The organism is Cronobacter sp. HA18003 (assembly GCF_011605905.1).
Classification (GTDB): Bacteria; Pseudomonadota; Gammaproteobacteria; order Enterobacterales; family Enterobacteriaceae; genus Cronobacter; species Cronobacter sakazakii.
In genome coordinates, this window is record NZ_JAANQO010000021.1 from 456,859 (window position 1) to 473,222 (window position 16,364).

At 58.2% G+C, this 16,364-nt stretch carries 17 protein-coding genes; 10 read left to right on the plus strand and 7 right to left on the minus strand.

Annotation, left to right across the window (positions count from 1 at the left end; all coding sequences use genetic code 11):
- Positions 1 to 45: 45 nt before the first annotated feature.
- Positions 46 to 1,377, plus strand: coding sequence for a hemolysin family protein (locus tag G6041_RS13295; protein WP_012123713.1), 1,332 nt, complete (start codon positions 46 to 48; stop codon positions 1,375 to 1,377).
- A gap of 63 nt (positions 1,378 to 1,440) precedes the next feature.
- Here the strand turns inward: G6041_RS13295 and G6041_RS13300 are convergent, their stop codons facing one another.
- The gene (locus G6041_RS13300; RefSeq protein ID WP_004387562.1) at positions 1,441 to 1,647 is read right to left on the minus strand and encodes a DUF1107 domain-containing protein; all 207 of its coding nucleotides are present in this window, start codon (positions 1,645 to 1,647) and stop codon (positions 1,441 to 1,443) included.
- Positions 1,648 to 1,974: 327 nt separating this feature from the next.
- Here G6041_RS13300 and G6041_RS13305 point away from each other — a divergent pair, with 327 nt between their 5' ends.
- On the plus strand, positions 1,975 to 2,532 hold the full coding sequence (locus G6041_RS13305; RefSeq protein ID WP_012123710.1) for a YtfJ family protein: 558 nt from the start codon (positions 1,975 to 1,977) through the stop codon (positions 2,530 to 2,532).
- Here the strand turns inward: G6041_RS13305 and cysQ are convergent.
- Complete coding sequence (gene cysQ, locus G6041_RS13310) at positions 2,522 to 3,265, minus strand: 3'(2'),5'-bisphosphate nucleotidase CysQ (protein ID WP_004387560.1); 744 nt, start codon at positions 3,263 to 3,265, stop codon at positions 2,522 to 2,524. The two genes, G6041_RS13305 and cysQ, sit on opposite strands and share 11 nt — an antisense overlap.
- Positions 3,266 to 3,486: 221 nt before the next feature.
- Between cysQ and G6041_RS13315 the strand changes: the two genes are divergently transcribed.
- The gene (locus G6041_RS13315) at positions 3,487 to 5,430 is read left to right on the plus strand and encodes a bifunctional 2',3'-cyclic-nucleotide 2'-phosphodiesterase/3'-nucleotidase (RefSeq protein ID WP_012123708.1); all 1,944 of its coding nucleotides are present in this window, start codon (positions 3,487 to 3,489) and stop codon (positions 5,428 to 5,430) included.
- 244 nt (positions 5,431 to 5,674) lie between these two features.
- On the opposite strand, the gene G6041_RS13320 is transcribed toward G6041_RS13315, so the two are convergent.
- Complete coding sequence (locus G6041_RS13320) at positions 5,675 to 6,055, minus strand: winged helix-turn-helix transcriptional regulator (protein ID WP_004385321.1); 381 nt, start codon at positions 6,053 to 6,055, stop codon at positions 5,675 to 5,677.
- Positions 6,056 to 6,143: 88 nt separating this feature from the next.
- Here G6041_RS13320 and G6041_RS13325 point away from each other — a divergent pair, with 88 nt between their 5' ends.
- The 5 genes from G6041_RS13325 to G6041_RS13345 all read left to right on the plus strand — a co-directional run bounded on the left by G6041_RS13325 (position 6,144) and on the right by G6041_RS13345 (position 10,052).
- Positions 6,144 to 6,998, plus strand: a complete 855-nt coding sequence (locus tag G6041_RS13325) for an SDR family oxidoreductase (protein WP_012123706.1) — start codon at positions 6,144 to 6,146, stop codon at positions 6,996 to 6,998.
- A gap of 97 nt (positions 6,999 to 7,095) precedes the next feature.
- Positions 7,096 to 7,467 carry a lysozyme inhibitor LprI family protein gene (locus G6041_RS13330; RefSeq protein ID WP_004385319.1) on the plus strand — a complete coding sequence of 124 codons (372 nt, stop codon included), beginning with the start codon at positions 7,096 to 7,098 and terminating at the stop codon, positions 7,465 to 7,467.
- 85 nt (positions 7,468 to 7,552) lie between these two features.
- Complete coding sequence (locus tag G6041_RS13335) at positions 7,553 to 8,410, plus strand: AraC family transcriptional regulator (protein ID WP_041460364.1); 858 nt, start codon at positions 7,553 to 7,555, stop codon at positions 8,408 to 8,410.
- A gap of 12 nt (positions 8,411 to 8,422) precedes the next feature.
- The gene (locus G6041_RS13340; RefSeq protein WP_012123703.1) at positions 8,423 to 9,004 is read left to right on the plus strand and encodes a DUF1349 domain-containing protein; all 582 of its coding nucleotides are present in this window, start codon (positions 8,423 to 8,425) and stop codon (positions 9,002 to 9,004) included.
- A 79-nt stretch (positions 9,005 to 9,083) separates the two neighbouring features.
- Positions 9,084 to 10,052 (plus strand): DMT family transporter, encoded by a 969-nt coding sequence (locus G6041_RS13345; protein WP_041460677.1) that lies wholly within the window; start codon positions 9,084 to 9,086, stop codon positions 10,050 to 10,052.
- A gap of 31 nt (positions 10,053 to 10,083) precedes the next feature.
- Here the strand turns inward: G6041_RS13345 and G6041_RS13350 are convergent, their stop codons facing one another.
- Positions 10,084 to 11,757, minus strand: coding sequence for a methyl-accepting chemotaxis protein (locus G6041_RS13350; RefSeq protein WP_012123701.1), 1,674 nt, complete (start codon positions 11,755 to 11,757; stop codon positions 10,084 to 10,086).
- Positions 11,758 to 11,999: 242 nt separating this feature from the next.
- Here G6041_RS13350 and ytfE point away from each other — a divergent pair, with 242 nt between their 5' ends.
- On the plus strand, positions 12,000 to 12,665 hold the full coding sequence (ytfE, locus tag G6041_RS13355) for an iron-sulfur cluster repair protein YtfE (RefSeq protein ID WP_012123699.1): 666 nt from the start codon (positions 12,000 to 12,002) through the stop codon (positions 12,663 to 12,665).
- A 69-nt stretch (positions 12,666 to 12,734) separates the two neighbouring features.
- Here ytfE and cycA read toward each other — a convergent pair whose 3' ends face one another.
- Positions 12,735 to 14,147, minus strand: coding sequence for a D-serine/D-alanine/glycine transporter (gene cycA / locus G6041_RS13360; protein ID WP_004385314.1), 1,413 nt, complete (start codon positions 14,145 to 14,147; stop codon positions 12,735 to 12,737).
- A gap of 289 nt (positions 14,148 to 14,436) precedes the next feature.
- Positions 14,437 to 15,057, minus strand: coding sequence for an FKBP-type peptidyl-prolyl cis-trans isomerase (gene fklB / locus G6041_RS13365; protein WP_007702034.1), 621 nt, complete (start codon positions 15,055 to 15,057; stop codon positions 14,437 to 14,439).
- A gap of 201 nt (positions 15,058 to 15,258) precedes the next feature.
- Here fklB and G6041_RS13370 point away from each other — a divergent pair, with 201 nt between their 5' ends.
- Positions 15,259 to 15,837, plus strand: a complete 579-nt coding sequence (locus tag G6041_RS13370; RefSeq protein ID WP_012123698.1) for an OapA family protein — start codon at positions 15,259 to 15,261, stop codon at positions 15,835 to 15,837.
- A 72-nt stretch (positions 15,838 to 15,909) separates the two neighbouring features.
- On the opposite strand, the gene rplI is transcribed toward G6041_RS13370, so the two are convergent.
- Positions 15,910 to 16,359, minus strand: a complete 450-nt coding sequence (gene rplI, locus G6041_RS13375; RefSeq protein WP_004385310.1) for a 50S ribosomal protein L9 — start codon at positions 16,357 to 16,359, stop codon at positions 15,910 to 15,912.
- Positions 16,360 to 16,364: the final 5 nt, after the last annotated feature.

Sequence of the window (16,364 nt, forward strand, 5' to 3'; positions counted from 1 at the left end):
ATAATCAACTTCCCTTCCGAGGATCCGGCGATGGCTGGATAAGATATGTTAAACAGTATTTTACTGATACTTTGTCTCATTGGCGTCAGCTCCTTTTTCTCGCTTTCCGAGATCTCGCTTGCCGCCTCCCGTAAAATCAAACTCAAGCTGCTGGCCGATGACGGCAACATCAACGCCCAACGGGTGCTGAAGATGCAGGAAAACCCCGGCACCTTCTTTACCGTGGTGCAAATTGGCCTGAATGCCGTCGCCATTCTTGGCGGTATCGTGGGCGATGCGGCGTTTTCCCCGGCGTTCTACACGCTGCTGGTGCGGTTTATCTCCCCTGAGGCCGCCGAGCAGGTGAGCTTTATCCTCTCCTTTACGCTCGTCACCAGCCTGTTCATTCTCTTCGCCGACCTGACCCCGAAACGCATCGGTATGATTGCGCCAGAAGCCGTGGCTTTGCGCATCATCAACCCGATGCGCTTCTGTCTGTTCGTGTTCCGCCCGCTGGTGTGGTTCTTTAACGGCATGGCGAATGTGATTTTCCGCCTCTTCAAACTGCCGATGGAGCGTAAAGACGACATCACTTCTGATGATATCTACGCGGTGGTGGAAGCTGGCGCGCTCGCGGGTGTCCTGCGCAAGCAGGAGCACGAGCTTATCGAAAACGTGTTTGAGCTGGAGTCGCGCACCGTGCCGTCCTCCATGACCTCACGCGAAAACATCGTCTGGTTCGATCTCCATGAAGATGAGCAGAGCCTGAAGAACAAAGTGGCGGAGCATCCGCACTCCAAGTTCCTGGTCTGTAATCAGGATATCGACCACATCATCGGTTATGTCGATTCCAAAGACCTGCTGAACCGCGTGCTGGCCAACCAGAGCCTGGCGCTGACCAGCGGCGTACAGATCCGCAACACGCTTATCGTGCCGGATACGCTGACGCTCTCCGAGGCGCTGGAAAGCTTCAAAACGGCGGGTGAAGACTTCGCGGTTATCATGAACGAATATGCGCTGGTGGTAGGGCTTATCACGCTGAACGACGTGATGACCACGCTGATGGGCGATCTGGTCGGTCAGGGGCTGGAAGAGCAGATCGTCGCGCGCGACGAGAACTCCTGGCTGATTGACGGCGGCACGCCGATCGATGACGTCATGCGTGTGCTGGATATCGACGAGTTCCCGCAGTCCGGCAACTACGAAACCATCGGCGGCTTTATGATGTTTATGCTGCGCAAAATCCCGAAACGCACCGACGCGGTGAAGTTCTCCGGGTATAAGTTTGAAGTGGTGGATATCGATAACTACCGCATCGACCAGTTGCTGGTGACGCGCATCGACAACAAGCCGGGTGTGCTGACGCCCAAACTGCCAGACGAGCAGAACGCCGCCTGAGCCTCAAAACACTAACGGCCCCATCGGGGCCGTTTGTCTTACTGCATACGTACAACGCTGTCGTTACGCCATCTCGGTCTGGAGACGCATAACCTGACGGTTGACTTCGGACATGACGGAGTAGTGCTGTTTGTCCTTCACTTTCGGGACGAGGATTTTGCCTTTATCGAACTCGAAAGCGCCAACATCCTTGATATACAACCGTCCACGAAACAGGATCTTCACGTACTTCGCCACCTGAAGCGGGTTGTAACGTTGGAAAATTTTCATTGTTCTCTCCTGCTGAATTACGCCCTCGTGGTGCCACATTTGGACCATCATGATTAAGACGCAAAATTTGTTGCCAGATGACTATAGACCAGAAGTTCGGGAGCACCCACTCTGCCTGACTTTATTTACGCTTTTATTACATTCTTTCAGAATTTTCTTTTCAAAACTCTACGGAGCGCAGGAGAATGCCGCTTTTTTTAACGGTTTCTGTGCGTTCGCCCGCAAACTGGCACTGTGGTTGCGTGAAAACAGAAAATTAACAATTAAGCTAAAAAGCAATGGGCCCAAGTGGTCCGATCACCTGCAAAATCGAAAAAGGAGCCACCTATGACCCTGCGCGGAATGCTGGCGCTGAGCTGCCTGCTGCTGCCGCTGATGGCCTCGGCACATAACTTCAAAGAGAACGACCGCGTGCCGCCCATCGGCATTAACGACAAAGGCGAGCTGATGCTGAATAAAGATCAGTTTAGCTACAAAAACTGGAACAGCGCGCAGTTACCTGGAAAAGTGCGAGTGCTGCAACATATTGCCGGGCGCACCTCGGCAAAAGAGAAAAATGCGGGGCTGATTGAAGCCATCAAAGCCGCGAAATTCCCGCACGACCGCTACCAGACCACAACGATTGTGAACAGCGACGACGCCATTCCCGGCACCGGCATGTTTGTTCGCAACAGCATAGAGAGCAATAAACAGCAGTATCCGTGGTCGCAGTTTATCGTCGACAGTAACGGCGTGGCCCAGAAAGCCTGGAAGCTTGAGCCGGGAAGCTCGGCGATTGTGGTGCTGGATAAAGACGGGCGCGTACGGTACGCGAAAGATGGCGGCCTGACCCAGGAAGAAGTGCAGCAGGTCATGAACCTGCTGCAACAGTTACTCAGTAAATAGTGACCCGGAAGCTGGGGTTCAGGAACGACTCACGCGGCGTGTAATCCAGCGTTTTGCCCTGCCAGTCGTGAACCTGCGCCCCGGCGGCGACCGCCACGGCGTGACCCGCAGCCGTATCCCAGATATTCGTCGGCCCGAAGCGCGGATAAAGCTGCGCTTCTCCTTCCGCCACCAGGCAGAACTTCAGCGACGAGCCTACCGACGTGGTCTGGTGTTCGCCAAGCTGCTGCAGATAGTCCTGCAATTCGGCGTTATCGCCGTGCGAGCGGCTTATCACCACGCGCGGCGGACGCGCGTCGCGCACCTGGATCTGCTTGCGCACGCCGCACTCTTCTTTCCACGCCTTGCCTTCCGCCGCGCTGTACATGACGTTCAGCACCGGCGCGTAGACCACGCCAAGCACCGGCTTGCCGTCTTCAATCAGCGCGATATTAACGGTGAATTCGCCGTTGCGCTTGAGAAACTCTTTGGTGCCGTCGAGCGGGTCCACCAGCCAGTAGCGCCGCCAGTGCTGGCGCACGTCCCAGCCTGGCGGATCTTCTTCGGAGAGCACCGGCACCTGCGGCGTCAGCGCTTTCAGCCCGGCGACAATCACCGCGTGCGCTGCGATATCCGCCGCCGTCACCGGCGAATCATCAACCTTTTGGGTGGCTTCCAGCGGTTTGTGACCCTCGTAGACTTCCATGATGGCGCTGCCGGCTTCGCGCGCCAGTTGGCAAATCTGTTCTAACATTGTCATCCACCTCTTTCTCGTTTCGCAGTCCGTCCCGGCTGCGGATTTAACACCTTGTTTTATCGATATGATTTTTATATCGCATTGCGTCTTGTTCCGCTATCTGTGAAGCGATTCCGGTTTCCCTGCCCGTTTTTCTGGCAGGATTCACATTTTTGTAAGCAACAAACGATAGATACATAAACTTTTGTGGCTTCGCTCTGAAAAAAAGGACCTGCCTGATGATTAAGTTTAGTGCAACGATGATAGCCACGCTGGTTGCCGCCAGCGTGAACGCCGCCACGGTGGACCTGCGCATCCTGGAAACCACCGACCTGCACAGTAACATGATGGACTTTGACTATTACAAAGACGCGCCCACTGAAAAATTCGGTCTGGTGCGTACCGCAAGCTTAATCAAAGCCGCGCGCCAGGAGGCCGCCAACAGCGTGCTGGTGGATAACGGCGACCTCATTCAGGGCAGCCCGCTTGGCGATTACATGGCCGCGAAGGGCCTGAAAGACGGCGACGTGCATCCGGTCTACAAAGCGCTGAACACGCTGGATTACGCCGTCGGCAACCTCGGCAACCATGAATTCAATTACGGCCTCGATTACCTGCATAAAGCGCTTTCAGGCGCAAAATTCCCCTACGTCAACGCGAACATCATTGATGCCAAAACCCAAAAGCCGCTTTTTACGCCGTATCTGATTAAAGAAACTCAGGTAAAGGACAAAGACGGCAAACCGCATACGCTGAAAATTGGCTACATCGGGTTTGTGCCACCGCAGATAATGACCTGGGATAAGGCGAATCTCAGCGGCAAAGTCACCGTCAACGATATCACCGAAACCGCCCGTAAATATGTGCCGCAAATGCGCGCGGAAGGCGCCGATCTGGTGGTGGTGGTGGCGCACTCGGGGCTTTCCGCCGAGCCATATAAAGCGATGGCGGAAAACTCGGTCTACTACTTAAGCCAGGTGCCGGGCGTGGACGCCATTCTTTTCGGCCATGCGCACGCGGTGTTCCCGGGTAAAGATTTCGCCGCCATCAAAGGCGCGGATATCGCCAAAGGCACGCTGAACGGCGTACCGGCGGTAATGCCGGGCATGTGGGGCGATCATCTGGGGATAGTCGATCTGGTGCTGAATAACGACAGCGGCAAGTGGAAAGTGACGCAAAGCAAAGCCGAAGCCCGCCCGATCTACGACACCCAGGCGAAGAAATCGCTCGCCGCTGAAGATCCGGCGCTGGTGAAAGTGCTGAAAGCGGATCACGACGCCACGCGCGAATTTGTTAGCCAGCCGGTCGGGAAATCCGCCGATCCGATGTACAGCTATCTGGCGCTGGTGCAGGACGATCCAACCGTGCAGGTGGTGAACAACGCGCAGAAAGCTTACGTGGAACACTTTATTCAGGGCGATCCGGATCTGGCGCAGTTACCGGTGCTCTCCGCCGCTGCGCCGTTTAAAGTGGGCGGGCGTAAAAACGATCCGGCAAGCTTTGTGGAAGTGGAAAAAGGCCAGCTGACGCTGCGTAACGCCGCCGATCTTTACCTCTACCCCAACACGCTGGTGGTGGTGAAGGCAACGGGCGCGGAAGTAAAAGCGTGGCTGGAGTGCTCCGCCGGGCAGTTTAATCAGATTGACGTCAACAGCACGAAGCCGCAGTCGCTGCTGAACTGGGACGGTTTTCGCACCTATAACTTCGACGTTATCGACGGCGTAAATTATCAGATAGACGTGACGCAGCCCGCCCGCTATGACGGTGAATGCCAGACGATCAACCCGAAAGCGGAACGCATCAAAAACCTGACGTTTAACGGCAAGCCTATCGATCCGAACGCGACGTTCCTGGTCGCCACCAATAACTATCGCGCTTATGGCGGCAAGTTTGCCGGCACCGGCGACAGCCATATCGCGTTTGCATCGCCGGACGAGAACCGCGCGGTGCTGGCGGCGTGGATTGGTGCCGAAACCAAACGCGCGGGTGAAATTCACCCGGCGGCGGATAACAACTGGAGTCTCGCGCCGATTGCAGGCAACCACAAGCTGGATATCCGCTTTGAAACCTCGCCTTCTGACAAAGCGGCGGCGTTCATCAAAGAGAAAGCGCAATACCCGATGACCAGCGTCGGCAAAGACGATATCGGTTTTGCGGTGTATCAGCTGGATCTGTCGAAGTAACGGCACTCACGCCAACCATTCCCTCCCAGGCCGGGTAAGGCGCAGCCGCACCCGGCACTCACGCCAACCAATCCCCTCCCAGGCCGGGTAAGGCGCAGCCGCACCCGGCACTCAGGCAAACCATTCCCCCCGTAGGCCGGGTAAGGCGCAGCCGCACCCGGCACTCAGGCCAACCACTCCCCCCGTAGGCCGGGTAAGGCGCAGCCGCACCCGGCATCTTTTTTTCATCGCCAAAACCCGGCGCTCAGGCCGCTTGCTCCCCACGGTTCGCCAGCACCTGCGGCAGATTAACTTCAATCCAGTCGGCCAGCGCGGCCACCTTCTCGCTCACCTCCACGCCGAGCGGCGTCAGGCTGTATTCCACATGCGGCGGCACCACCGGATACGAGACGCGATCGACAAAACCATCCTGCTCCAGCGCCTGTAACGACTGCGCCAACATCTTCTCGCTCACGCCGCCCATTTTCCGGCGCAGATCGCTGAAACGGTGCGTGCCGTCGCGCAGCGCCACCAGGATTAGCACGCCCCAGCGGCTGGTCACATGTTTCAGCACATCGCGTGACGGGCATTCTTCGGCGAACAGATTGCCGTCGCGTAACTGCTCACTCAGGGTAGAACGGGTCATTTCATACTTACCTTTTTGTACGTACTTACTAAAAGTTAGTTTGAGTGATAGTGTGCCACAACACCCAACCGAGACAAAGGAAAAGACCATGATTGCGATTACCGGCGCTACCGGCCAGCTTGGCCAGCGCGTGATTGATACCCTGCTGAACACCGTTGCGGCACAGGAGATTGTCGCGATTGTCCGCAACCCGGCGAAAGCCGCCGCGCTCAGCGCCAAAGGCGTCCAGGTCCGCGCGGCTGATTATAATGACGCGGCGGCGCTCACCGCGGCACTCGCGGGCGTGGAAAAGCTGCTGCTCATCTCATCAAGTGAAATCGGCCAGCGCGCGACGCAGCACCGTAATGTTATCGACGCCGCGAAAACCGCAGGCGTGAAACTCATCGCTTACACCAGCCTGCTGCATGCCGATCGCTCGCCGCTGGGGCTTGCCGAAGAACATGTCGCTACTGAAAAGATGCTCGCGGATGCCGGTATTCCTTATGTGCTGCTGCGTAACGGCTGGTACACCGAAAACTATCTGGCGAGCGTGCCGCCCGCGCTTGAGCACGGCGTGTTTATCGGCAGCGCAGGCGACGGGAAAATTGCGTCCGCCAGCCGTCAGGATTACGCCGAAGCCGCCGTCAAAGTGCTGACGCTCGATAACCAGGCCGGGCGCGTCTACGAACTGGCGGGCGACCACGCCTGGACGCTTCGCGATTTAACCGCGCTGTTAAGTAAAGAGACCGGCAAAACGGTCGCGTATCAGAATTTGAGCGAGGCGGATTTCGCCGCGGCGCTCACGGGCGCGGGCCTGCCGGAAGGCTTTGCGAAACTGCTCGCGGATTCCGATATCGGCGCGTCCAAAGGCGGCCTGTTTGATGACAGCCACCAGCTCAGCGCGCTCATTGGCCGCCCGACCACCTCGCTTGAAGCGAGCCTGCGTGAGAGCCTCAAACCGTAATATTAAATCTGGCAGGCTGCTTTCCCTGTGCCTGCCGGATACAATGCGAGCGCCTGCCACAGGCGCTCAAAACAATAAACCGAAAACAGGGATCCTCATGAAAGCACACCTTCTCGCACTTCCGCTGCTGCTGTGCAGCGCCGCCGCGTGGTCCATGAGCTGTGACAATCCGCGCAGCCCGTATGACACCACCTACTGCGCCGCGCTGGAAATGGTTCAGGGCGACCGCGACCTCAACCAGCAATATAAAAACACCATGTCCGTGCTCTCGCCTGCGCAGAAACAGGTCGTGAAAAACGCCCAGATCTCCTGGCTGAAAGTGCGCGATCACGAGTGCGCGGAAGGCTCCACGCTGCTGCTCGGCTGCGCCAACGAAAAAATGGCCGCTCGTATTGCGCTGCTGAAAAGCATTGAGCGCGAGTGCCGCAACGCCGGTTGCAACGACGCCGACCTCTCCCGCATCGAATAACCGCCAGGTTAATTAATTGTTAATTACGGTGGCGAAGGCCACCGTTGTTCTTATAATGGGGACTTACCCTTCGTGGAGAGCTCCTGTGCACGGCGTACCCGATCAGTTCACCGACGAACGCGACAGCGCCCGCTTCCGGCAATTGCCTGCGCTGCCGGGCGTGGAGCTTTATCACGCCCATATCGCGCATTACGCTTTTGAGCCCCACACCCATGAAGCCTTTGGCATCGGCGCGATTGAGCTTGGCGCCGAGCGCTTTCGCTACCGCGGCGCGCAGCACGTGGCGGCGGTGAATTCGCTCGTCACCATGAACCCCGATGAACTGCACACCGGCGAAGCGGCGACCCAGCAGGGCTGGCGCTACCGGATGATTTATCTGGAGCCCGAGACGCTGGCGCAGCTCACCGGCGAGCGTCACTGGTGGTTTGCCGAGGTGGAGCGTCACGATCCGCTACGCGCCCGCCAGACCGGCCAGCTTATCGCCGCACTCTGGTCCGCGCCGGATACGCTCGCGCAGCAGGGGTTGCTGCTCGATCTTATCGACACCTTCCGTCCGTATGCGCGCCATGCGCCGCAGGCTGCCGAAGGCGCGCACCGCTTCGACCGGGTACGCGAGTTTCTCTACGAAAACTACATGCTGCCGCTGACGCTCGATGAGATTGCCGCCGAAGCGGCGTTAAGCCCTTATCATTTCCAGCGCCAGTTCAAAGCGTGCTATGACGTCACGCCGCACCAGATGCTGATGGCGGTGCGCCTGTGGCGCGCCAAGCAGTTTCTCGCCGCTGGCCTGCCCGCCGCTGATGTCGCGGCGGCCGTGGGCCTTACCGATCAGCCGCACCTCACCCGCGCCTTCACCCGCCGCTACGGCATTACGCCCGCACGCTACCAGAAACAGGTGGCTCGCCAGATCTTCAGCCCGGCTATAATTCAGACACCGTTGTAAGGGAGAAGAGTGATGGAAAATCTGGCGAACTGGCGCTGGCTGAATGAACCCGCACGCTGGCGGCGCGAAAGTGACGCGCTGCATGTCACCACCGATGCGCAAACCGATTTCTGGCAAACCACCTGGTATGGCTTTCAGCGCCATTCCGGGCACGTGTTCGGTACGGAGGTTGCCGGTGAGTTTACCTTCCAGGTGCGCGTCGAGGGCGATTTCACCACGCTATATGATCAGGCGGGGCTGTTCCTGATGGCGGATGAGCAACACTGGCTGAAAGCGGGTATTGAGTATAACGACGCGCAGCCGATGATAGGCAGCGTGCTGACGCTTGAGCGCTCCGACTGGGCGACCGGCATTTTCCCCGCCGCACAGAAGCACTTCTGGCTGCGCCTGACGCACCAGAACCAGAGCCTGCGCCTGCAATACTCCACCGACGGCGACACCTGGCCGCTGCTGCGCCTGTGCCCGTTTCCGCAAGCGGAGCGCTATTTCCTCGGCGCGATGTGCTGTTCGCCGTCGCGCGCCGGGCTTGAGATCGTCTTTTCCGATTTTCATCTCGGGCCACCCAACGGCAAAGATCTGCACGATCTGAGCTGATGCGCAGCAAGCTGGTACAAGACGCCCGTTTTCACCCGCCGCTACACTCAGGCAATAAACAGCGACGTGGGTGGTGATGATGTTAACGGGTGTGTTGTATGCCCTGCTGGCGGGGATGATGTGGGGGCTGATTTTCGTCGGCCCTTTGCTGGTGCCGGAATACCCGGCGGTATTGCAGTCGATGGGGCGCTACCTGGCGCTGGGCCTGCTGGCGCTGCCGCTGGCGTGGGCCGGCCGCGGGCGGTTAAAACAGCTTACCGCGCGCGACTGGCTGACCGCGCTGGCGCTGACCATGATGGGCAATCTTATCTATTACGTCTGCCTTGCGAGCGCCATTCAGCGCACCGGCGCGCCGGTCTCCACGATGATCATCGGCACGCTGCCGGTGGTCATCCCGGTCTTCGCCAATCTGCTCTACAGCCGTCGCGACGGCAGGCTGCCCTGGCGGCGGTTGTGCCCGGCGCTGGCGGCGATTTTCTGCGGGCTGGTCTGCGTCAATTTCGCCGAGCTGCGCCACGGTTTGCCGGGCTTTACGCCGGGCCGTTACGCAAGCGGCATCGCGCTGGCAAGCGTGTCGGTTGTCTGCTGGGCGTGGTATGCGCTGCGTAACGCCCGCTGGCTGCGGGAAAACCCCGACAAGCACCCGATGATGTGGGCGACCGCGCAGGGGCTGGTGACATTGCCCGTCTCGCTGGTGGGTTATATCGCCGCGTGCCTGTGGCTTTCGGCCAATAACAGCGGTTTCGCGCTGCCCTTCGGCCCGCGTCCTGGCGTGTTTATTGGCCTGATGATCGCCATTGCGCTCTGCTGCTCGTGGATTGGCGCGCTGTGCTGGAATATCGCAAGCCAGCGCCTGCCGACCGTGATCCTCGGCCCGCTTATCGTCTTTGAAACGCTGGCCGGGCTGCTCTATACCTTTTTGCTGCGCCAGAGTCTGCCGCCACTGCTGACCCTGACCGGCATCGCTCTGCTGGCCGCAGGCGTGGTGATGGCGGTGCGGGTGAAAATCGTGCCGGTCGCGGAGCGCGTGACGCAGGAGGCGTCATAAAAAAAGGCCCGTCGGTGACGGGCCTTCAGGCTTAGAACGTTTCCCAGTTGTCGCTGCCGCCAGCCGGTGCGGCTTTGAGGCTCGCCACCGGCGCTGGCGCGCTGAAGGATGACGCCTGCGGCGCAACGCTCGCCGCGCGCGCCTGGGCGCGGTTGAGTTTAAACACCGCGACCGCTTCATTGAGCTTGCCGGCCTGATCTTCAAGGGCTGCTGCGGCGGCGGCGGACTCTTCCACCAGCGCGGCGTTCTGCTGCGTCACTTTATCCATCTCGGAGACCGCCAGGCCCACCTGATCGATACCGCGGCTCTGCTCATCGGACGCCGAGGCGATTTCCCCCATGATATCGGTCACACGCGTCACCGCGCCGACCACTTCTTTCATGGTTTCGCCCGCTTCGCGCACCAGCTGCGAGCCCGCATCGACGCGGTTGCCGGAGTTTTCGATAAGCGCTTTGATCTCTTTCGCCGCCTGCGCGCTGCGGCTTGCCAGCGTACGGACTTCGCCCGCCACCACCGCAAAACCACGGCCCTGCTCGCCTGCGCGCGCCGCTTCCACCGCCGCGTTGAGGGCGAGGATGTTGGTCTGGAACGCGATGCCGTCGATCACGTTGGTTATCTGCGCGATCTGGTTAGAGCTGGCGGCGATTTCGTCCATGGTGCGAACGACGCCATCCACCACTTCCCCGCCTTTCAGCGCGGTTTCCGACGCGGTACGCGCCAGTTGCGTCGCCTGACGGGCGTTGTCGGCGTTCTGTTTCACGGTCGCGGTCAGCTGTTCCATGCTGGCGGCGGTCTCTTCCAGCGACGCGGCCTGCTGCTCGGTGCGTGAAGAGAGATCGTTGCTACCTGCGGAAATTTCGCTGGCACCGGTGAAGATAGTGTCGGTACTGTCGCGCACGGTGCTGACCGTTCGGGCCAGCGCCTGCTGCATCTCGTGAACGTTGCGCGCCAGCAGCGCCATTTCGTTATGGCCCTGCGCATCGATAGGCTGCGTCAGATCGCCTGCGGCAATCGCACGAATGTGACCCATGACGTCATGCAGCGGCAGCAGCAGCACACGGCGCATCGCCACCCAGCTGATAATAATCACAGCCAGCACCATTACCATAATCGCCGACAGGATCCACAGAATGCGCTCGTAGTCGCTTTCGTTGTCTTTCACGCCTTTACTGGCAAGCTTCGCCTGCTCGGCGCGCCATTCGCGATAAACGACCTGCATGGCGTTCTGCTTCTGCTCGGCATTCTGCTTGAACATCCCTTCCAGATTGCCTTCGGCCAGGAATTTGTTCATTTGCGCAAGCGTTGAGGAGTAGACGCGGTACTGCTCTTCCAGACGATCGACCAGACGCTCGTCCATGCCCGGCGTTTCCGGCAGGCCATAGTATTTGTCGTAATGGCTCTGCGCTTCCGCCAGCAGTTTATTCGCGGTATCAACCAGTTGACTGAGCTGGCCGCCGTTAATCTGGTTCGCCATGTTGCCCTGCAGACGCAGCATGCCGCGGTTAAGCGTGACGCGCGTCTGGTTGAGGCTTATCCAGGCGTCGGTAAATTCCGCCACGTTCTGGCTGGAGATTTGCGAGACGTTAAAGTTGTCTTTGTCGTTATTGAGCGCAGAGATAAAAACGCCTGCCGCGATAAGCTGCATCGCGCCCAGAACGATCAATACGGTAATTAAAAGGGTTATGACTTTTATACGTTTAAACATGAAAGACCTTTTTGCAGGTGTAATCCAGGGTGTATCTATCGGCAGGTCATTCAGGTTGTTTAATCAGCAAAGCGGCGTGGAGCGCGGTTTCCAGTTATTTCCTGATAGCGATCAGCCAGTTAGCTGGCAAAATATTTTTGTGACACACCTCACATTTTAATCCCCCTCCCCGAAAGGGTTATAGCCTCGCCTTAAAGATGCATTTAATATGCATCTTAATAAATCCTGAGTGAGGTACTGCTATGGCCTTCCGTGACCAACCCCTTGGCGAACTGGCGTTAACCATCCCGCGCGCCTCTGCGCTGTTTCGTAAATACAACCTAGATTTCTGCTGCGGCGGCAAACAGACGCTGCTGCGCGCGGCGACGCGCCAGGCGCTCGATTTGGATGTGATTGAAAGCGAACTGGCGGCATTGGCTGAAACACCGCTGGAGAAGGACTGGCAAGCCGCGCCGCTTGCTGAAATCATCGAGCACATCCTCGTGCGCTACCACGACCGCCACCGTGAGCAGTTACCAGAGCTGATTTTGCAGGCCACCAAAGTGGAACGTGTTCACGCTGATAAACCGGGCGTGCCGAAGGGGCTCGCGAAGTATCTGAGCCTGCTGCATGAAGAGCTGACGAGCCACATGATGAAAGAGGAGCGCGTACTGTTCCCGATGATTAAACAGGGCATGGGCAGCCAGGCGGCGGGGCCGGTTAGCGTGATGGAGAGCGAGCACGACGAGGCGGGAGAATTGCTGGAGGTGATTAAGCACACCACGAATAACGTGACGCCGCCGCCGGAGGCCTGCACGACCTGGCGCGCGCTGTATAACGGCATCAATGAGCTGATTGACGATCTGATGAACCACATCAGCCTTGAGAACAACACCCTTTTCCCGCGTGCCCTCGCAGGCGAAAAATAAAAGGCGCCCTGTCGAGCGCCTCAGTAACTTGACCTTTTGGGCCCGATACGTGGGCCCTTTTTTTATGGCTTAGCGGCGGAAGTTCGCCAGACGTTTCTTGCCGATAAACAACCAGCACACGCCCAGCACCACAAACCACAGCGGCGTCACCATCAGCGCCTGGCGGGTGTCGTCTTCCAGCGTCAGCAGCGCAATAACAAACACGAAGAACGCCATGCAGACCCAGCACATCAGTTTACCGAGCGGCATTTTATAGATCGATTTCTCATGCAGTTGCGGACGCTGCTTCCGGTACACCAGATAAGAGCACAGGATGATGGTCCAGACGAACATAAACAGGATAGCCGACACGGTGGTGATCATCGTAAACGCGGTGATGACGTTCGGGTTGATATAGAGCATCACCACACCGCCCAGCAGGCAGATGCAGGAGAAGGTCAACCCTTTCGCCGGTACGGCGCGTTTAGAGAGTTTCGCGAACGCTTTCGGCGCCACGCCGTCCTGCGCCAGACCGTAGAGCATACGGCTGGTGGAGAAGACGCCGCTGTTGGCGGAAGAGGCCGCAGAGGTCAGTACCACGAAGTTAATCAGGCTCGCCGCCGCCGGCAGCCCCACCAGCACAAACAGCTCCACGAACGGGCTTTTGGTCGGCACGACGGAACTCCACGGCGTCACGGACATAATAATAATCAGCGCGAAGACATAGAACATAATGATACGAACCGGAATCGAGTTGATCGCGCGCGGCAGTGATTTCTCCGGATCTTTGGTTTCGGCGGCGGTGGTGCCCACCAGCTCAATCCCCACAAACGCGAAGACCGCAATCTGGAAGCCCGCGAAGAACCCACTCAGCCCTTTCGGGAACCAGCCGCCCTCATTCCACAGGTGCGTAAAGGACGCTTCAACGCCGGTCGGCGATTTAAAGTGCATCAGCACCATCACCAGCCCGACCACGATAAGCCCGACGATGGCGACGATTTTAATCATCGCGAACCAGAACTCCATCTCGCCGAACATTTTCACGGTGGCGAGGTTAAGGGAGAGCAGCAGCACGACCACCGCCAGCGACGCGACCCAGTCCGAAAGCCCAGGAAACCAGAACTGCGCATAAGCCGTGATGGCCACGACATCCGCCATGCCGGTGACCACCCAGCAGAACCAGTATGTCCAGCCGGTAAAATACCCCGCCCAGGGGCCGAGTAAATCGGCGGCGAAATCGCTGAACGATTTATATTCGAGATTAGAGAGCAGCAGCTCGCCCATCGCCCGCATGACGAAAAAGAGCATAAAGCCGATGATCATATAGACAAAAATGATCGACGGGCCGGCGAGGCTAATGGTTTTGCCGGAACCCATAAATAACCCGGTGCCGATAGCGCCGCCGATAGCGATTAGCTGGATATGACGATTGGTTAGATTGCGCCGTAGCGACTGCTCAGCCGGTGCCTCAGCAGCATCAGCCACTTTGATCTGTTCTGACATGTTCGTTTCCTGTACCTGTCTGTGTTGTGGAGGCTCTGCTGGCCTCTATTTACGTGTTGAAATGACGATGTCCTTGGCGAAAGCAACATCGATATTAGGTAAGAATCGGAGGGTTGAATACTAAGATTTAAATATAATGTTAATTTTATGTTTAAAATGGGTGGCAAATCACTTTCACTTCGCGAAATGCATCACAAAAATACCCGCATTCCGCTTATTATCAAAATAAAATCGCGTCATTTCGCTTACGGGAAAACAATTCCCCGCCGCAGCGGGGAAAGGAAAAGCCTTACAGGATTTCCAGCAGTTCGACTTCAAAGACCAGCGTGCTGAACGGCGGAATGGATGCACCCGCGCCGCGCTCGCCGTAGGCCAGATTGTGCGGAATGGTCAGTTCCCATTTGGAGCCGACCGGCATCAGCGTCAGCGCTTCGATCCAGCCTGCGATTACGCCGCTGACCGGGAATTCCGCGGGTTCGCCACGCGCGACGGAGCTGTCAAACACGGTGCCGTCGATAAGTTTACCGGTGTAGTGCACACGCACGCGATCCTTACGGGACGGGATCGGGCCATCACCCTGCGTCAGCACGCGGAATTGCAGGCCGGATTCGGTGCTGTTCACCCCTTCGCGCTCGCGGTTTTCATCCAGATATTTCTGGCCTTCTACCGCCATCTCCTGCTGGCGCTCGCGACGCACGGCGTCGGCGCGTTCGTGGATTTCACGCAGCGCGCGATGCACCACGTCAACAGGAACGGCTGGCTGGTTGCCTTCCAGCGCGTCACGCAGCCCCGCCACCAGCGCTTCCGGCAGCAGACCCTGTAAGCCCGACTCGCGCAGTTGCTGTCCGACCTGTAAGCCAATGCCGTAGCTTGCCTGGGCTTCGATGGTGTCAAAAGAAGGGGTTGTCATGGGGTTATCCTTTCTCAATGGGAAAATTAGCGGGCAGCATAACAGCAGCGCCACGTTGGGTAAAATAATCCTCCGGCAAGGTGATAAGGTCAGGGATGTCAGCGCGCTCACGAATGCGCGCTTTACTACCGGCATCAAACAGTTAGAACGCTATAATGGTACACTGGCGCGGCGATGCGTTTGAGTGAATGAGGAGAAGACATGCCTGGACGAATTAAACCGCTGCTGGCGCAGGTATGGCACGCCCCGGATCATATCCGGCTGATGGACCCGCTGCCGCCTGCGCACCGACGCGGCATTATTCTTTGCGTGGTCGTTATCGCGCTGTGCTTTTTATGGCCTTCTTCCAACGAGCCGGAAACGCCGCAGCGTCGCGACGCGCAGCTCGATTTAACGCCTACGCCGGAAGCGCCGATGCAGCCGCAGGCGGTAGCACCTGTGGAAACGCCGGAAGCGAACGTCCAGCAGCCTGCGTCCAGCGCGCCGGTGCAGCCGTTCCAGAATAATGACATCGAGCAGCAGTGGCGCACTTATCGCGTGGAATCGGGCAAAACGCTGGCGCAACTGTTCCGCGATCACGGCCTGCCGCCGGAAGATGTGTACGCGATGGCGAAAGTGGAAGGCGACGGCAAGCCGCTCAGTAATCTTCAGCAGGGGCAGATGGTGCAGGTTCGTCAGAACGCCAGCGGCGTGGTGACGGCGCTGACCATTGATACCGGTGATAACCAGCAGGTGCTGTTTATCCGCCAGCCGGACGGCAGTTTCCTGCGCGTGCGCTGAGACTTTTCAGCATCTCAGAAAAGCAAAACGCCGGCACAAGGCCGGCGTCTTTACGTGTAGTTGAGTAAAAACTTACTCAGCAACCACGTTTACAGTCAGTTTAGCGAATACTTCGCTGTGAACCTGGAAGTCCACTTCGTGTTCGCCAGTGGTACGCAGAACGCCGTTCGGCAGACGAACTTCGCTCTTAGCCACGTCAACGCCAGCTGCAGTTACAGCGTCAGCGATGTCGCGAGTACCGATGGAACCGAACAGTTTACCTTCGTCGCCCGCTTTGGACGCGATGGTAACAGAGCCCAGCGCATTGATTTTCTCTGCGCGAGCTTCAGCAGCGGCCAGAACGTCAGCCAGTTTGGCTTCCAGTTCAGCGCGACGTGCTTCGAAGAACTCAACGTTTTTCTTGGTAGCCGGCACAGCTTTGCCCTGCGGAACCAGGAAGTTACGAGCGTAGCCCGCTTTAACGTTTACCTGGTCGCCCAGGCTGCCCAGGTTTGCTACTTTATCAAGCAGAATAACTTGCATTACCT

Excerpts from the sequence above, each read along its gene's own strand:
- G6041_RS13295 (WP_012123713.1), top strand. The coding sequence starts at position 46 with ATGTTAAACAGTATTTTACTGATACTTTGTCTCATTGGCGTCAGCTCC.
- G6041_RS13300 (WP_004387562.1), bottom strand. The coding sequence starts at position 1,647 with ATGAAAATTTTCCAACGTTACAACCCGCTTCAGGTGGCGAAGTACGTG.
- G6041_RS13305 (WP_012123710.1), top strand. The coding sequence starts at position 1,975 with ATGACCCTGCGCGGAATGCTGGCGCTGAGCTGCCTGCTGCTGCCGCTG.
- cysQ (WP_004387560.1), bottom strand. The coding sequence starts at position 3,265 with ATGTTAGAACAGATTTGCCAACTGGCGCGCGAAGCCGGCAGCGCCATC.
- G6041_RS13315 (WP_012123708.1), top strand. The coding sequence starts at position 3,487 with ATGATTAAGTTTAGTGCAACGATGATAGCCACGCTGGTTGCCGCCAGC.
- G6041_RS13320 (WP_004385321.1), bottom strand. The coding sequence starts at position 6,055 with ATGACCCGTTCTACCCTGAGTGAGCAGTTACGCGACGGCAATCTGTTC.
- G6041_RS13325 (WP_012123706.1), top strand. The coding sequence starts at position 6,144 with ATGATTGCGATTACCGGCGCTACCGGCCAGCTTGGCCAGCGCGTGATT.
- G6041_RS13330 (WP_004385319.1), top strand. The coding sequence starts at position 7,096 with ATGAAAGCACACCTTCTCGCACTTCCGCTGCTGCTGTGCAGCGCCGCC.
- G6041_RS13340 (WP_012123703.1), top strand. The coding sequence starts at position 8,423 with ATGGAAAATCTGGCGAACTGGCGCTGGCTGAATGAACCCGCACGCTGG.
- G6041_RS13345 (WP_041460677.1), top strand. The coding sequence starts at position 9,084 with ATGTTAACGGGTGTGTTGTATGCCCTGCTGGCGGGGATGATGTGGGGG.
- G6041_RS13350 (WP_012123701.1), bottom strand. The coding sequence starts at position 11,757 with ATGTTTAAACGTATAAAAGTCATAACCCTTTTAATTACCGTATTGATC.
- ytfE (WP_012123699.1), top strand. The coding sequence starts at position 12,000 with ATGGCCTTCCGTGACCAACCCCTTGGCGAACTGGCGTTAACCATCCCG.
- cycA (WP_004385314.1), bottom strand. The coding sequence starts at position 14,147 with ATGTCAGAACAGATCAAAGTGGCTGATGCTGCTGAGGCACCGGCTGAG.
- fklB (WP_007702034.1), bottom strand. The coding sequence starts at position 15,057 with ATGACAACCCCTTCTTTTGACACCATCGAAGCCCAGGCAAGCTACGGC.
- G6041_RS13370 (WP_012123698.1), top strand. The coding sequence starts at position 15,259 with ATGCCTGGACGAATTAAACCGCTGCTGGCGCAGGTATGGCACGCCCCG.
- rplI (WP_004385310.1), bottom strand. The coding sequence starts at position 16,359 with ATGCAAGTTATTCTGCTTGATAAAGTAGCAAACCTGGGCAGCCTGGGC.